The sequence below is a fragment of the Sphingomonas sp. NFX23 genome (genome assembly GCF_049887795.1).
In the GTDB taxonomy this organism is placed as follows: Bacteria; Pseudomonadota; Alphaproteobacteria; order Sphingomonadales; family Sphingomonadaceae; genus Sphingomonas.
In genome coordinates, this window is the sequence record NZ_JAGEKH010000006.1 from 358006 (window position 1) to 374401 (window position 16396).

The window sequence follows — 16396 nt, forward strand, 5'->3', positions numbered from 1 at the left end:
ATTCGATCATTATTGCGGTGATCCCGAAAGCGGTCCTATGCTCAGCGCGCCTGCAACGGTAGCATTGAGCGCTAGCGCACGATCGAATCTGAGCGCCGTGCCGCCTACGAATATGCTGGAGTACGGTTCAGGCGACCGGCTCGAGGTAGAGCAAGCCCCGGGCGAGTTGCCAACTCGGTTGCTGAGTTGACGTTGCAACCTTGAGCACAATGGCCTAATTTCGCGGCCGTCTTACGACTCGTGCGCTTGCGTCTGTCCCCACTATTCTCAATAGTCAGATGCTTAGGGGGGAAATCAATGTCATTGGCGAAAAGGCTTGTCGAGCACCCTCAGCGGGAAATCGGTGGCAGCCTTGCGCAGGAGCGTTTCGACTATCAGGCGCTGTGGGGATTGGCGCTCATATTCTCCAATCATGAGACGAGCGAAGACTATGCCATCGCTTTCGAATTTCACGACGACATCCTGCTGCTCGACAGCGCCAAGGCGCCGGCGAGCATCCGATTCTATCAGATTAAGACCCGCGACAAAGGGCACTGGACGCTAACCGATCTTTTCCGGCGGCCGGCGCTGAAGAAGGATCAAACGGAAGCGGATCGGCCGTTCTCCTTCATGGGCAAGCTATTCTCGAATTATCAGGCATTCGGGAACGACGCGGCAGCAATGAGTTTCGTCTCGAACGTGCCATTGGAATTCGCTGGCGCGAATCAGGACATTGCCTTCAAGGATTGCGATAGCGACACGTTCACTAAATTCCTGCAGCGCCTGCAGCTCGAGCATAAAAGCGCGACCCAAGAGCAAGCCGGCCTAATGCACTTTGCAAAGGCCGATCTGAGCCTTCACGATGCCTCGACACACGCCAAGGGCAAGCTGAACAATTTCGTCGTCAAAATGCATGGCGAGGTCATGTATAACCTCGACGGACTGTACCGGGCGGTGATCGAGGATTGCCGCACCCGGTCGAAATATACCGGCGAGATCACCAGCTTCGACGATCTGATCCGCTACAAGGCGATCTGTCGGGCGGATGTCGACAAGTGGCTATGCGTAGTGGGCGCGCAGGCAAAGATACCCCACTGGAGCGAGATCGCACCGGATCTCGCGTATGACGCGATGAAGAAGATGCGGCTTCGCGGCGAATGGATGAAGTATCGTGCAAAAGCACTGGATGCCGGCGACGAGGGTATTCGTTCGGTCCGGCGCGAGATCCGCGCCGCCCTGGTCGCAATTGCGGACGACGGGCTGCCACTGACCAACATATTGAATATCACTTTGTCGGCAATCAGGCCCGCCGCGGCCAAGCATATGTCACCGTGTCCCGACGAGCGGCTGATCGTCATGATCCTCTACGAGGTAGTCCAATATGGAGAAGCAGGAGAATTTCAAAACTTTGATCAGAAGCCTTCGGATCAAGCGTCATGAAAAACTTAAAATTTCAAAACCTGTATTTGCTGTCCAAGAAGGAGAGAGCGGCTCGGAGGATCGCGTTCGATCCGAAAACGACGGTCGTCCTCGGCCAGAATGACACCGGCAAATCGTCGCTGATCAAGGCAATCTACGCAACGTTTGGCGCCGATCCGGCGGTGATCCATCCGGACTGGAAGTCGCTCGGGGTTGCCTCGATGGTCGAATTCGACATCGATGGCGTGACCTACCGGCTGTTGCGATCGTCGAGCATCTTCGCACTGTTTGACAGCGGGGGAACCAAACTCTGGAGCGTATCGGGCGTCACTTCCAACCTCGCACCGCAGCTTGCCGAGATCCTCGGCATCAAACTGCGCATGCAATCACGCGAAGGCGAATTCGTCATCCCGCCGCCTGCCTATTTCTTCTCACCGTTCTATGTCGATCAGGATGCCGGCTGGCAGCGTAACTGGAGCTCGTTCGCGAGCATGCAACAGTTCGAGCAACACAGGTCGAGCCTGGCCCTGTTTCACGCCGGCGTCCGGCCCAACGAATATTATGCGGCACAGGCAGCCAAGATCGACGCCGACCGGGCCAAGGCAGAATTGTCGAAGGAGCGCGACGCGCTCGACCGCGCGGCGACGCGCCTTCGGGCCGGACGCAAGGTTCTAGCCTTTGATCTCAAGCCCGAAGCGTTCGGCGATCGGATTGAAGAACTCACCCAGCGCGCCACCGGGCTCCGGGCGAAACAGGACGACGTAAAGCTTAAGCTGGCGGCACTCCATTCGACACGCGCGTTGCTCGTGGAGCAAGCCGACATCGCTGGCGCATCGCTCGCCGAACTCGACGCTGATTTCGCCTTCCTGCGAAAATCGCCTGACGCAGAAATCGCCTGCCCGACCTGCGGGACGCTACACTATAACGACTTCATAAATAAATTCTCGCTGATCGCGGATGTCGACATCTGCCGCAGTTTTCTACTGGAATCGCGCCAGGATCTCGAGCGGGTCGAACAGGAGATCGCGGTCGAGAAGAAGCGGTTCAGGTCGTTCGACGAAGACATCATCGCGATCGAGGCGATTCTCAACGAAACCAGGGGCGATTTGCGCTTACGCGATATTCTGGAAAGCGAAAGCGAACGTCTGGTCGACGAAGCGTTCGCTACCGAGCGCCGCGACATCGATCTTGCGGTCGGGGAGCGCGACGGAGAGGCGGAGGCGGCGAGCGCGGTCATGAAAAGCTACGCGGATCGCAAGCGCGAGAAGAGCATCAAGGACTTCTTCGCCGAAAAGCTGCACCGCTTCGCGCTTCATCTCCAAGTGCCGACATTGCCCGACAGCTTCTTCAAATCTCTTTACGCCAATCCGCCTGAGACCGGCAGCGATCAGCCGCGCGCGCTGCTCGCTTATTACTACGCCTTCGCGCACACCGTTCGCGAATTTTCGTCTGCGTTGACCGCCCCGTTGGTGATCGATAGCCCGGTTCAGCAGGATCAGGACCCGGCCAACGCCCAACGTATCATTCAGTTCGCGGTCGATAACGTGCCGCAGGGCATGCAGCTCGTTCTGGGATCGGTGAGGCTTCACGACGCTACCTATGCCGGAGAGCGGATCGAATTGGTCGATAAGCGGCGCCTGCTCCGGTCCGAAGAATATGACAGCGTTCACGCCGAGCTCGAACCGCTGCTCAACAGTCTGCTGTAGCGAACCCATTCACCGGGTGGCGGCGCGCGGCGCCCGTGAAGAAGCAACTATGCCTACCCAAAACGCCAGCCAGCGGTTTCCATTTGATTGGTTGCCGAAGAGGCCTGTCGAAGGCGCCGCGCTGCGGAGCTGATTTTGCGGTCAGTGGTCGACATCGTCCTAGAACTGACTCGCGGCCGATTAACTGGCTGTTGAAAGCGAAAACGCCTCGGGCTATGCTCGGCGGGCTCTTTGCAGGAGCATGGCACTCGCCGTTCCGAAGCTGCTGGCAGCACTGCTTGAAAACCATCATCAACCTTTCGGCAGACATTCGGTCTGGAAAGGCGGTCGGCGAGTGACGCTAGCTTATCCAGGCCAGGAGAATGGCTATGTTGATCGGTGACGTACGTCCCAAGACGCTCGATGGCGTCAAATCTCTCGCAGCGCAGCTTCGCAAGGAGCGAGGAATCAAACATTCCGACGCGCTCGACGTCGCGGCGCGCGCTGCGGACTGTTCGAACTTCCGCAACGCGCAGAAAGTGCTGCCGGCCCGCAGCTTGGCGGTCGAGCGGCCCTACGTCCTTCTCACGATGTATTGGTGCGACAAGGATAGGCGCCATCAGATCGGGCGTGAGACGCTCCGGATCGAGTTGACGCAGCCGCTCCTCAAGACTTGCAGCAAGTCGCTCTTGAAAGACGTTCGTGGATTCGGTCTATTCCGGATGGTGGCGGACGATCATTTCGTGTGTGATTCCGTCTTACACACGCAAGAATTTGCCCGCGATCGGCTCTCGGTCGCTGAGCGAACGCTAAGGTTCATGGAGCGGACCGGTCTGCAACCGTCGCGAAATCACCGGAAGGGGTATCCGAAGAGATCGTTGGACAACAAATTACCCGGTTCGGATCACGCGACCGACTGGCTCGATCCGTCGGGCGGGCAAGTGATCGTCGTCGATGAACCTTACAACGGCGTTCCCAACGACGACGAGCGATCGGCCTGGGCGGAACGCCACGACTGGCGCCTCGTCAAGACTTCCTGGCCCGGAATGTACAACCCGTATAATTGCGACATGTACGTCGCGACGGACGGGACGACGGGCTACGATCTAGATGCCTTGGTCGCGAAGATCGACGCGATGCCAGCACCGCTTCTGGGAGAAAATTGGGCGGGCGAATCCGTATCGTCTTGGGAGACGTTCGTCAGCCCGATGGCGAAGACGCCGCAGGACATTCGCCGTGCGCGCTGCCGTGGAACGATCTACCCGAACGATAGCGCCCACACCGTGCCCTTCAGCTACCACATGGGTTCGTCACGACGGCGTCCGAAGGGCGAGATGGGTATCGAAGGCCACGTCGAGCTTGGTATGATGATCAAAGGGGTCCTCTCGTCGCAAGAACGGCCCTATTCGGTCTATCAGCGACTGAACCGCGTGCGGTCAAACCTTGAAGATTGGATGGCGAAAGAAATCGGTCATGGGCAGTTGGAAGGACCGGAGTTCTTCGATGTCTACTATCGCGAGCACGAGGGCGAAAGTCCATTTCGCGCACAGGCTGCGTCGCGCGAAGGCTTGGTCGCTATCCTCGGCAGTCTCAAGGAGAAGCTGCAGGCAGTCTATCCGGATTGCGCGCCGCTTCGAAAGGAGATCAACCGCATCGACATGTCGGTGAAGCTCGTCGGCCGGATGAAACAGGCCCAGGGTTGAGTTCGAGCGGCAGCGGGCCAGCGGTGCGCTGCCGTCGGACCGGAATGCTCCGCGTCGCGTCGTCACGCGTCAACTTCCGCGTCGCGGGCTTGCTTGGCCGTGTCGACCCAATCCTCGAGTTTTACGTCGTCGCAAGACTCGCTGTAAGTTGTTCGAAGACCATGGTGGCGATCGATTGCGGACAAGCGCCCCTTCTCCACTTCCGCGAGGACGGCTTCGCTTGCGCCAACCTGCTTACCGATCTCGCCGATCCTCGACCAACTTTTCATCAGGCGTGGTGACGCCGCGATCGCGGTGGTCACGACGGCATCGAACAGGAACGCCCTCTTGACCGGATCCGACGCGCCTTCATCTCCGTCGGTTTCCTGCGACCTGATATCGTCCAGGGCGTTCGCGACATCGGTCACGAGCATCAAAGCACGAAGGTCGGTCTGAAGCATTTCGAACACGCGCTCCGCGAACCGGCTCGTCGCCAACCACCGTTGGACGTCTGACAAGCTTTCTAGAATCGCGTCCAACTTATCGCCGATCGTTTTAAGCCATCCGTCGAGCTGTTCAGCCATCTCGCCGCGTTCGAGCAACGCCACCCAAGCTGCGCAATGCCATTCACCCGTCGTCTTGATCTTGTTCACGAGCATGACATCGAAGGCTCGAGTGAGCCCGTCGACGGGGATCTTGTTTACGATTTTTTCGATCGTGTCTTCGTCGTTGAACGAGATGACATTCGACAATGCGGCATCGAACAACGGATGCTTTGGAATCGTAGCCAACGATCGAATGATCGGTTCCCAAAACGCCTCGTTGCCGTGATGCTTACCGTACCACCACAACGGCTGAGGTCGGCCGACGAAAGTCCGGACGCACGCCTCGAACAGATCGGCTCCCAGCAGATTTTCAAGCTCGAGAGAATTGAGACCGGAGATGTCGTCGCGACCAGTGATCGCCTCCATGATCGTTGGATCGAGCTTACGTCGGGTCAGCATGATCGCGGAAAGCCAACGCTGGTCTTGGCGGCCCTCGGTAAGCCAGCTGACGATCCGTTTCCGCTCTTGGGCGTCGAATTTTTTCCAATTGTCCGCGATGTCGGCGGCGATCACCGTCCGTGCGCCAGTGTCTTCGATCGAGAACAGCTCTTCGAGCAGAGCGTAGCGCTGACCGGGCTTCGTGACGGCGACGAGCGAGTCGACCATCGCCAATTCGTAGTCGTCCAGGAAATAGTAACGTAGGCGCCGGATACACCGCTTCGTCCAAGCTTCGACGGCCGGGATCAGCTCTGCAGTCATCCCCGCAGCGATCGCGCCGTCCATGGCATTGTTGAACCGACCATTGTTGAGCGCGACGTTGGCGGGAAGCCGGTCGAGTACCGTCGGCACCAACCTGACGAAGAGCGGCCAAGGCGGCACTTCGCCGAATTCCTCTTCTCGGTCGAACATCGTCAGGCGCGAGAACAGAACGCTGGCGGTCGCCATGGACGCGGCCTGATGTTCGACCGCCTCCATTAGAGCCTCGCGACGGTCGTCGTCGATTTCGGGCCAAACCTCCGCCAACGCTTCGAACACGGCGATGCCGACAGCGGGGGCGCCGTCCGCGCGCAGCCTCTCGACGATCGGCCGGTCGTCGACCCGAGGAACGCTGACCCAGATCCGCGCTGCCTCCGCGCGAACGAGTGCCTCGTCGGCGAGCAGGAAACGCTCGACGATCTTTGGCGTCATCACCAGCGGATGATCGCGCAGCGCTGTCAAAATCTGTCGAGATAACGGGAGATCGAGCCCGAGCGGCCGCCCCCGATCGATCGCATCGAGATATGGTTGGACGCCCGACAGTGCGACGTCGTGCGATCGAAACAACCAGCCTTTCGATGAGAGAAACGCCACGCCGCGATCGACGACGATGTCGTCCAGATGGTTCAAGCCATACTGTGCCCAGTGCGGCACCTGCTTGCGCATCTCTCCCGGGAGCCGTTCGGCGTGCTCCATCAGGAAGGCGAAGCATGCGTCACGCGTCGCCGGAAAGATCGATCGCAAGCCGTCTTCGGCCACCGAATACGAGATCGGCCGCTCGGCATCGGCATCGAGCGTTTGGAGGATCCAACCAAGATTGCGCGCTGCCGAGAGCGACACGTCCGGCGAGAGCGAGCCGATCGCGCGAAGCAGTCGTTCGCGGGTGAGTTCCTTGTCTCGAGGCAGGTCGGGCCGCAGCAGCATTTGCGCTCCGGCTCGCAAATATGGATGTAGGAAGTTCGTTCGGTGCTCGCGCTCTTCGATGACCCTTCGGCGAGCCAGCAGGTCGTGCGCTGCCTGCTGGTCCGCCGTCAGCGCCGGTGGAGCTGCGTAGTTCGGAAGCTCGGGTTCGGGCCCTCCCATGCTGACCACGCCCCATTTGGGCCGCAGGCCAGGCAAATCCTCTTTGCCGTCGATAATGTAGGCAAGCTCGCTTCGGGACGCGCCTCGATCAGGCCGCGTGGCGATCGCCGCCGTCGCCAGCATCGGTTCAACGGCTTGATTCTTGGTCACGAGGATGCGCGCGAAATCGGAGGCATCGCTATGCGCGAAAACTGCAATGGCTTCATCGCCGATCGTATCCGGCAAGTCCGGTAACGCGTGGGCGAGGTAGGTCAGCGCACCCGGACTGCGAAGGCGATCGTCGCTCGCGATCAAGGATTCGACGCGGGCGATCGTGCACGCGGGAAGCGACATCTCGGACGCGGCGCTCGTCCATATTTCGGTGGCCTTGTCGGCGGCCAATGGCTGCACCGGCGTCCAGCTGTGCGTTCCCAACGAACATTTCGACAGCACCGACGAGCGGCAGATCTCATAGAGTACATGATCGACCTGGGCGACGATCAGTCGTCTGTCTCGACGGAGCCGTTCAACGAGCCGGCGGAGATCGGCAAAATACGACGAGGCCTTTTCGTTCGCCTCGCGAGACCCGAACGGATCGTCGAGCAGATACAGCCGCTCGCCCCCCGATGCATCGGTCAGGAAACGGTCGGCCTCTTCGACGCTGGCCCCCTGTCGAACCTCGTAGCCGGCGCTCTGAAGCGCCCCGCCCAAGGCGCGTTGGGTCCAGCTCTTTCCGGCCCGGGGCGGCCCGGTGAGCAACAAGACACCGTCGCTTCGAACCCTGTCGAGCAGATTCGCTTCGAGACCGAGTGCAACGTAATCGGCCGGTGCGACTGCGGCGGGCGCCAGCTCGTCGAGGCGACGACAGAGCGTCTTGAGGACGTTGGCTTGCGATTTCTTCGCCGCGTCGAGCACGTCGGTCAGCGCGGCAATGGTCCCGCGAAGCGAGAGCGTGTCGAAACGCATCGCACGCAGACGATCGTGCAGCCGCGTCTCGACGGTTGCCTGAATCTCTTCGGCGACGACGAAGACGCGCGACAGCGCGCTGCGCAGCTTCGTCGACGACAGCGCCGCAAGCTTGGCGATGTCGGCGCGACGTTTCGCATCCAATGCCGACGTCGGCGTTCCTGCGCCGAGTAGCGTCAACTCCGTAACAAAGTCGCCCAATTCTGCGTGGCCAACGGTATGACCCTTCGGGGGCTGTTCGAGACCCGGCTGGACCCTAAATCTCCTCAACGGATCGGTAAGCCGACCTGACGTCACGAATAGAACCGAGCGGTCGGTATCGTCAGCCAGTCGTTCGAGCAGGGAGCCGGTCGCCTTCCGGTCCGGATAATGTGTCAGATACTCGGCCAATCCGCCGAGCGTGAAGTCCTCCAGCGTTCCCTTGACCTGGACTTCGAGCACGCGGGTCGCCCGTGCTCCGCTCCATTCGAACACGGTGTCTTCTCCGCCGGAGGGCTCCGGCACCATCGATTGCAGCCCGGACACGCCGAGCGACAGCCCTAGGTCGAGGCAGACCAAATCTTGGAACTTGTACTTCTCGGGGCCAACGATCGCGATGCTCAAACTGCCGACTTCCTCATCATGCTCAGGTCACAACCGCCATAGGGATCACCGGTCTGAGGAACTGATCTAGCCAGGCGATATCGAGACTGCAAAGGTGCGCTGAGCTATCTCGCAATGCTCGCGAGCTTTCGCGCGTGGGTCTTAGCGGCTCGGTCAGCGAGCAAAGCCAATGTCCTCTTCGCGCGATGTGGCGCCCCGGAAGCTGCCAGGCTGCAATCGGCCGAGTTGCCGACGTGCCATCCTACCTGAAAGAACGTCGGCTTACGGAGCATTCGCATACTGCGTTGGACCACCCCCTAAGCTGCCACTCCGCTACCCGCCCAGTCGCAGTAGTTCAGGCTTGCACGCTCGAGGCGTTTCGGCTGGGATCATCACAGTTTAGCGGGAGGAAAAAGAGTGGAAGCTGACGCAGATCGAATTCGAGCGCTTGCGCTAGACGCTTTCATCACTCCTGCCCGAGCTGAAGGGCTAAGCTCGGTGACGATTGTCGCTCGTGATGTGCATGACCGCCTCGGCCTCACTGCTGCGCATGCGAATGTTTGCCAGGCACTGAACGGACGCAAATTTCAGGAGCTGGCAAGCGTGGCCGCGCCCGTGATGAAAGGTCCGGTGGCGAGCAGTACGACAACGTTCACTTATGAGCTCGGCGGCTCGGCCATGTCTGACGTCGAGCTCCTCCGGCTGTTCGATAGCTGCGAATATTTCAGGACGCGACGTGTCAACTGGACAGATGAACAAACATCGAGCTTTTGCGCGATGGCTCGCGCAGTCCATGATCTCGGCATCGACTGGTACCGCACTGGTATCCCGCAAATTCGATTTGGCCGGAAGGACAGCAACGCGCATCGCGCACTAGCAACACTCGCGAGCTTTGATGCGGCTCCGGCGCGTATCCGTTTCACACATTCGTCAGGCGAGCTCGGCCTGCAAGGCGCGTTTGAGTGTAACCAAGCGGGCGAGGCCGCCTTTCTAATATTGCTGGATGAGAAGCGTCATGCGATCTCCAACTGGCTACCTCCAATTCCACCGCGGGCAGGCCTTTGGCCTCGGTATGACGATGAGACTGACATCGACGCGTCCGAACAGCGTAATGTGAACGGCGCCACGACGGTAGAAAGCGGCCGGCGATATTGGATAGAGAAGACCTTAGTTTCCGGGCGAGCGGATCGGATGGACGGCGACCACGCCTTGGGTCGGGCGCTTTGGTCACCACAGACCTCTAAGGACGGCCGGCAGATTTATGGAGCGATGGCGCAGGTTCGGGAGGGCGATATCGTGTTCCACCTGACCGACAACAAAGCGATCACGGACGTGTCAGTTGTTGCGGCCGCGGCCGACGACAGCTTCACCGGGGTCGCGAATACCGAATGGGCCGATCAGCCCGGCTACCGTATTCAGTTGCAAGATCACAAGAAACTTGACCCGCCACTGCCGCGGTCCGAATTTTTATCGGCCGAACCGTTCACTTCGGAACTTAAGGAGCTCGTCGAAAGTGGAGCGAGAGGGCTCTTCTTCAATCGAAAGCTTGAGCTCAATCAAGGGACCTACCTAACCGAGGCAACGCCCAGTTTGCTGTCGATCCTCAATCGTGCGTACCAAACCTTTGTTGGCAAAAATCTGCCGTACGTTGATCACCAGCTCCCAGACCAAAGAACGAATCAGCCGCCGCGCTATACGCTCGACGATGCGCTCGACACGCTGTTTCTGGAACGCAGCCAAGCTGAAGACATCATGCTGCTCTGGCGGGCGAAGAAGAACATCATCCTCCAGGGGCCGCCCGGCGTCGGGAAGTCGTACGCAGCGCAGCGGCTAGCGTTTGCATTGATGGGGGTCAAAGATCGGGACCGGCTCCGGTTTGTGCAGTTCCATCAGTCATACGCGTATGAGGATTTCGTCGAGGGATTTCGGCCGACCGAGACTGGCTTTGCCCTCAAGCCAGGAAAGTTTGTCGAGTTTTGCCGGCAGGCTGAGGGCGACCCCGAGCGAACCTATGTATTTGTAATTGACGAGATCAACCGCGGCAATCTGAGCAAGATCCTCGGAGAGCTTATGCTGCTGATCGAGCCCGACAAACGCGACGCCGATTGGGCCATGCCGCTCGCGTCGGGGCGGGCACCATTTTATGTTCCCAGCAACGTCTACTTACTCGGGCTAATGAATACTGCCGACCGCTCGCTGGCGGTAGTCGATTACGCCTTGCGCCGGCGCTTTGGCTTCGTTGACGTACGGGCCAATCTTGCATCACCAAAATTTCGTCAACAGCTCGCCAATGCGGGCGTGTCCGACGGACTGATCACAATTCTCGTCGAGAGGATAGGCGTATTGAACGCCGAGATCATTGGCGATGTAGCGAACCTGGGTCCGGGCTTCGCGATCGGGCATAGCTTCTTCTGTGCCGGTCCGAATGCTGGCGAGGACGAAGCGAACTGGTACGTGCGAGTCATTCGCACAGAAATCGCACCACTACTGCGCGAGTATTGGTTTGACGCACCCGCCAAGGCCGACCAATGGGCCGAACAGCTGCTGAAACTGCCCTGAGCGCGCGCCTGTGATACCGATCGAAAACGTTTATTACCTGTTCTGCTACGCCTGGAACCGGTTTGAGGAAGCCCAGTCGATTTCGATTGGGGGGAGTAGTAGCCCCGACTTGCCGAATCTTCTAGGCCGCGTACTGTTACACGGCACCCGAATGCTGCTGCGACGTGGGCTGGATCGAAACTATCAAGACGTCTCCGACGAGATCGCGACGGTCCGCGGGCGTATTGAATTAGGCGCATCGCTACGTCTTCAAGCGCGTAGCGTTCGGCGGCTGGTCTGCGAGTTCGACGAGCTTAGCCACGACCTGCTCCACAATCAGATTATCAAGGCTTCGCTGCGGCGGCTCGCGCGTGCGCAAACGATCGATGCAGCGCTGGCCGTTGATCTCGCGCGCACGGCGCAGAGTATGCCGGAGGTGTCGGACATTTGGCTCGAGCGCACTGCTTTTGCGCGCGTCAAGCTGCACCGCAACAATGCCTATTACGATCTGCTTCTCAGGGTAGCTGAGCTCGCGTTCGACTGCTTGTTGCCTGACATTCAAGGCCGCGGCTTCGCCTTTACCGATGTCCTGCGTGACGAGAGGAAGATGGCCTACGTTTTTCAGGATTTCGTGCGTAATTTCTATCGGGCCGAGCAGTCAGACTTTGCCGTCTTGCCGCTATCCATCCAGTGGGACGGTAAGCCGACGGCAGTTACGGGTGCAGGCAGGATACCGAACATGGTCACAGATATCTATCTGAAGAGCGCAAAGCGGCGGCTGATCATCGACACAAAATACTATGCCAACGCGCTGCAACGCAGTCAGTACGGTAATGAAAGCTTCCAGTCGGGCAACTTGTACCAGCTGTTCGCCTATCTGAAGAATGCCGCCGCTGATCCGCTGTTTGCGGGCTGTGAGGGGATGCTGCTTTACCCACTCAACGGCACGTCACTGCGTGAAACCTACCGCATCCAAGGTCACCCAATCACGATCGCCACGATCAATTTGGCGCAGCCTTGGCCGGCTATCGCGAAGGATCTGCTAGCGCTGATTGACAACGCACCGACCTAAGAAGCGCTCGCTCGTCAACGTGACGCGTGACGCCATTGCCTTGACGAACCCGCTTCACAAACCAGCAGCCGAAACAGTGGCTGGTTTAAGACCCTGAGTTAGCCGCCCCGAACGCAGCTTCAGAGTGTGGCTATTCCGCTAGTATGGAGGAGCGCGCGCAAGGCGACTCCGACGATCATGTCTGCTCCGCGTGCGTGACCGATTTCTATCTCGCCGAGTGGATTGCCAGACATGTCTAGAGCGAAGCCTGCAGCTCTTTGCGATGCGGAATCCGACCAGCCGATCGCGGCGCCGTTCGAGGCGTTAACCGAAGTCGTGCTCGGCGGCCTCGGCTTCGACTGGAACGAGCCAACGAACGAGGGGATCATGTACATATCGCGCGAAGGCGGCGGGCTGGCATCGCACAGGACGACCGCCGACGTCCTTTACGATGCAAGCTTTTCCGAGAATGACGACGTGATTGGCGCGGTCGACAATCTCCGACCTCAAGCCGATCCGCAGTCCAGGCGCGGTCAATTGTCAGGCTTTCGTGCGGCCTGAAGCATACTCATCACGTCGGAAGCGCGAGATGTGAAATTGCCCGCCTTGATGCCTAGCCCTCCGTGGGATGTTAGGATCTCCAGTTTCTCTTCCGGGTCCGCATGAAGATATATCTCGGTGGACTGGATCGAAGCATGCCCTAGCCACAGAGCCACCTTCCTTATGTCACGGGTTGCTTTGAGCATATGCATGGCGCAGCTGTGGCGTAGCACATGAGGGGTGACCTTTTTGGACATAAGGCTCGGCATCGACTTCGAAGCAATTTGAACATATTTTGTAAGGCGAGCCGCGAAGCCATCTCGCGTAAGAGGTTGACCGTGCCGATTGAGAAAAACGTGATCGTAAGGAGCATTGGGCCGCGCAAAGGTCCAAGCACGTAAGAGTTTCACTGTCTCCGGTCCCAAAGGCATTACTCTCGCCCGTCGTCCCTTGCCCATTACGTGTATTGTTGGCTTCGGTCCGAGATTTAAGTCGCGGATAGAAATTGCGAGAACCTCCGAAACGCGGAGGCCGCATATATAGGTAAGGCTTAGCATTGCTCGGTCCCTGATACCCTCATGCCGAGCCATATCTGGGAGTTTCAAGATGCTCTTAACCTCCTCCAGCGATAACCAATCAACTACTGGGACCGCCGTCCTTTTCGCTCCCAGCGCCCGTATGCGAGCCGCTTGATCCAGTGCTGCGGGGATCTTCATCTGTACGTATCGGAAGAATGATCGGATTGCTGCTAACCGCAAATTACGAGATCGACTTGAGTTTTTTCTAGTCTTTTCAAGATCATCTAGAAAACTGAGCACAATATCCGCAGTTATATCTTCCAACTGTAGCCGGTCGATTGGCGTTCGGGTTGCGTTAGTGATGTAGCGAACTAGCAAAATGAAGGTGTGCGCATAGCTCGATCGCGTCAGCTGGCTAAGTCCGCGATCGCGGACGATATGTTCATTCAGATATCGGGAGAGAACTGGCGCTAATTCGTGTTGGGCCAATTTAAGCATCGAGCACCTCCTCGATTGCCAAGGCCATGTCTTCTTTTGTTTCGGTTGAGATCTCCAAGTACCAATACGTGCTCGCTACGCTGACGTGCCCCATATAGGTCGAAAGGGCGACAATGTGATTGGAGATATCTTTGCGGTCCGTTCCACAGGCAGCCAATGCTTTGATCGCAAAAGTGTGCCGGAGATCATGGATTCTCGGCAAACTGCTGCCGTTTCGACTAGTTAAATTGAGGTTGTTTGTGCATTGCCGAAACATGGCTTGGATTGACTGAGCCGATGGCGACCGGCTGGTATGAATGACAAAAAGCCGTTCGTCACTTAGGCCCTGGGGACGACATGATAGGTATGACCTCAGCGCTTTTGCCGTGCTCATATGAATGTGAACGATCCTATCCTTGCCGAACTTCCCCCTTCGGATCAGTATTTGGTCTTCCACGAAGTCTTGTGTAAGAATCGAGCGAGCTTCGCTAATTCTTAGTCCAGTTGCGGCAATGAGCCCAACGAGGTGCTTGTAGGTTTCAGCATCATATCTGTGGCGAAATGGCAGCGAACCTAACTCTGCGAGCAGATGGCGTATTTCCCCGTCAGTGTAGATATAGGGTGTAGGCCTTCTGACGCACCGGACCGGGCGAGCTTGTTCTTCTGAAATCACTTCGTGGCGTTCATCCTCCGCGTAGAGGAAGAGGCCGAGCCGCCGAATGGAAGCAAGAAGCCTATATCTTCGAGCGAGTGTACCCCTTTCGCTCACCCATGCAATCGCGTCATCGTTGCGTAGATAAATGGCTCCTCTATTAGCAGCAAACCGGGCAAAATCGGGAAGCTCGCGACAAAGATCGATATCCTGATATCCTAGGGCTTTGCGATATCTCAAATATTTTCGAACAGGTTCGATCATAGCTGCTCACCCATCCAGGGTTCTGCAAGACGCCTGAGCATTGGCTCGTCGACTTTAGCGTATATCATCGTCGAGCTGACGGATCGGTGCCGCAGAACGGTAGCGATATCCTCGAGGCTACGGCCATCTCTCAGCAGTTCCGTCGCCAGACTATGGCGAAAAACATGCGCACCACCTTTGTGGCCACACCTGGCTAGCGCAAAACACGCAATGCTAGATATTTCTCCTGCCCTGCCGAGCGAAGTGTATGGGCGACGGCTTCGCAGAAAAAGAGCATTTGAGTCGGAGAGAGGGCGCGCGCGATCAAGGTAATCCAGCACCGCGTCCCCCGCATCCTGCGTGAGGGGGACAAATGCACCCCTTCCGCCCTTTCCTTTGATCCGTAGCCTCGCTTGAGACCACTCAAAATCTTCGAGCCGGAGTCGCCATACCTCCACCGCCCGAAGACCTAGCTGGGCGAGCAAGATCAATATGGCCCGCTCTCGAACACCTCTTGACGTATTCAAATCGCAGCTATCAATGACTCTGTTGACCGTTGTTATGTCAAGTCGCCTAGGTACAGTGGATAGGCGATAGGACGGCCGCGAAATAAGAGCATCCATGAGAGATAAGCTGCAATGTCCCTCGAATGCCCGGAATCTAACGTAACTCTTTATTGATTTAATGAAACGGCTTTGCATAGCTGGACTGCTATGCCCGAACACCGACATCGCTAGCGTGCGTAAACCTTCCGCGCTGTAGGCAGATGCGTCCTCACCAAGCTGTGGAAGCCACCGCATTAGGTCGATGACATACCAATACACTGTTCTCGGCTGAAGGCCTCTATGATCGACCAGCCATGCTTGATAGCGCAAGGCTGAGGGGGTGAGCTTCAGCGGCTTTTTGTCTCTTATAAAAACGTCGTCGAGAAAGACAGGGTTCTGGTTCGCCAGGAACCGTAAAAATCGCTGTACGGCAATTCGACGCTGGGCTTTAGCTCGTCCGTCCGTGCGCCCCGATCGCATGTGTAGCCCGCAGCGGCAGTCGTGAACCGAAAAATCATCCAAGACTTGATTGTTGATAGCCCCCGGCGAGATACAGTGCAGCCGAAGCCAGATTAAAAAGTGCAGAGATTGTCGAGCCTGCGTATTTGCGCGTTCTGTCCCGACGCCAAGGCGTTCTATGGTGTCCCTAAATTTGATGCAAATCTGAGCGTCGTTCGTATCGCAGCTGGTCGTTAACATAACTCCCTGATACTGTAGAAATAAGATAAACCTTGAAACCGCTATGAATTTAGGGCGTCCTCTTACCGCGTAAGATGGATAGCATGTTGTCGTACATTTGTGCTCCCAGAATCCTCGTATGTCATCCACGCATACAGACTGTAGTGCTATTCTTTTAGATCTAAGGTATCTGAGAAAATGATTTATCACGCCTAGATACTCCGGATATGCTCCGGGGCAGCCGCCAGCTAATACTAAAATCTTGATTACGTCGGCAGCTTTACGGACATTTGTGAAGTCTATATATTGGCGGTAGCTTTCGACTAATTGGCACATCTTTGCAAAAGCGTCACGTGACGAGAACAATTGTTTGCTGTCGCGTTCTCCCGCGTTGCGAAAAGTTTTTGCATTATCCATCGTATCGGCTCCCCATTGCTGCGAACGTCGTGCGCGAAGGCAGGACGCACGTCGTCATCGG

Annotated in this window: 10 protein-coding genes; 6 read left to right on the forward strand and 4 right to left on the reverse strand. The window is 57.8% G+C overall.

Annotated features, from left to right (window positions below; translation table 11 throughout):
• The first annotated feature begins 297 nt into the window (after positions 1 to 297).
• From J4O76_RS18125 to J4O76_RS18135, 3 genes are all read left to right on the forward strand, one after another.
• The gene (locus J4O76_RS18125) at positions 298 to 1419 is read left to right on the forward strand and encodes a dsDNA nuclease domain-containing protein (protein ID WP_426283336.1); all 1122 of its coding nucleotides are present in this window, start codon (positions 298 to 300) and stop codon (positions 1417 to 1419) included.
• Complete coding sequence (locus tag J4O76_RS18130; RefSeq protein ID WP_426283338.1) at positions 1416 to 3104, forward strand: hypothetical protein; 1689 nt, start codon at positions 1416 to 1418, stop codon at positions 3102 to 3104. Before J4O76_RS18125 ends, J4O76_RS18130 begins: the two co-directional genes overlap by 4 nt.
• Before the next feature lie 518 nt (positions 3105 to 3622).
• The gene (locus tag J4O76_RS18135; RefSeq protein WP_426283340.1) at positions 3623 to 4786 is read left to right on the forward strand and encodes a DUF5623 domain-containing protein; all 1164 of its coding nucleotides are present in this window, start codon (positions 3623 to 3625) and stop codon (positions 4784 to 4786) included.
• Between the two features lie 62 nt (positions 4787 to 4848).
• Here the strand turns inward: J4O76_RS18135 and J4O76_RS18140 are convergent, their stop codons facing one another.
• A complete protein-coding gene (locus J4O76_RS18140; protein ID WP_426283342.1) occupies positions 4849 to 8697 on the reverse strand; it encodes a hypothetical protein in 3849 nt (1282 codons plus the stop codon).
• Between the two features lie 477 nt (positions 8698 to 9174).
• Between J4O76_RS18140 and J4O76_RS18145 the strand changes: the two genes are divergently transcribed.
• The 3 genes from J4O76_RS18145 to J4O76_RS18155 all read left to right on the forward strand — a co-directional run bounded on the left by J4O76_RS18145 (position 9175) and on the right by J4O76_RS18155 (position 12826).
• On the forward strand, positions 9175 to 11235 hold the full coding sequence (locus tag J4O76_RS18145; RefSeq protein ID WP_426283343.1) for an AAA family ATPase: 2061 nt from the start codon (positions 9175 to 9177) through the stop codon (positions 11233 to 11235).
• Positions 11236 to 11245: 10 nt separating this feature from the next.
• On the forward strand, positions 11246 to 12286 hold the full coding sequence (locus J4O76_RS18150) for a 5-methylcytosine restriction system specificity protein McrC (protein ID WP_426283345.1): 1041 nt from the start codon (positions 11246 to 11248) through the stop codon (positions 12284 to 12286).
• Between the two features lie 231 nt (positions 12287 to 12517).
• The gene (locus tag J4O76_RS18155) at positions 12518 to 12826 is read left to right on the forward strand and encodes a HEPN-associated N-terminal domain-containing protein (RefSeq protein WP_426283347.1); all 309 of its coding nucleotides are present in this window, start codon (positions 12518 to 12520) and stop codon (positions 12824 to 12826) included.
• Here J4O76_RS18155 and J4O76_RS18160 read toward each other — a convergent pair.
• Genes J4O76_RS18160 through J4O76_RS18170 form a run of 3 tightly spaced genes read right to left on the reverse strand, consistent with a single transcriptional unit; the run spans position 12799 to position 16335 of the window.
• A complete protein-coding gene (locus J4O76_RS18160) occupies positions 12799 to 13821 on the reverse strand; it encodes a tyrosine-type recombinase/integrase (protein WP_426283349.1) in 1023 nt (340 codons plus the stop codon). The genes J4O76_RS18155 and J4O76_RS18160 overlap by 28 nt on opposite strands.
• Positions 13814 to 14716, reverse strand: coding sequence for a tyrosine-type recombinase/integrase (locus J4O76_RS18165; RefSeq protein ID WP_426283351.1), 903 nt, complete (start codon positions 14714 to 14716; stop codon positions 13814 to 13816). Before J4O76_RS18165 ends, J4O76_RS18160 begins: the two co-directional genes overlap by 8 nt.
• Positions 14713 to 16335 (reverse strand): tyrosine-type recombinase/integrase, encoded by a 1623-nt coding sequence (locus J4O76_RS18170; protein ID WP_426283353.1) that lies wholly within the window; start codon positions 16333 to 16335, stop codon positions 14713 to 14715. The genes J4O76_RS18165 and J4O76_RS18170 overlap by 4 nt, the downstream gene beginning before the upstream one ends.
• Between the last annotated feature and the right edge of the window lie 61 nt (positions 16336 to 16396).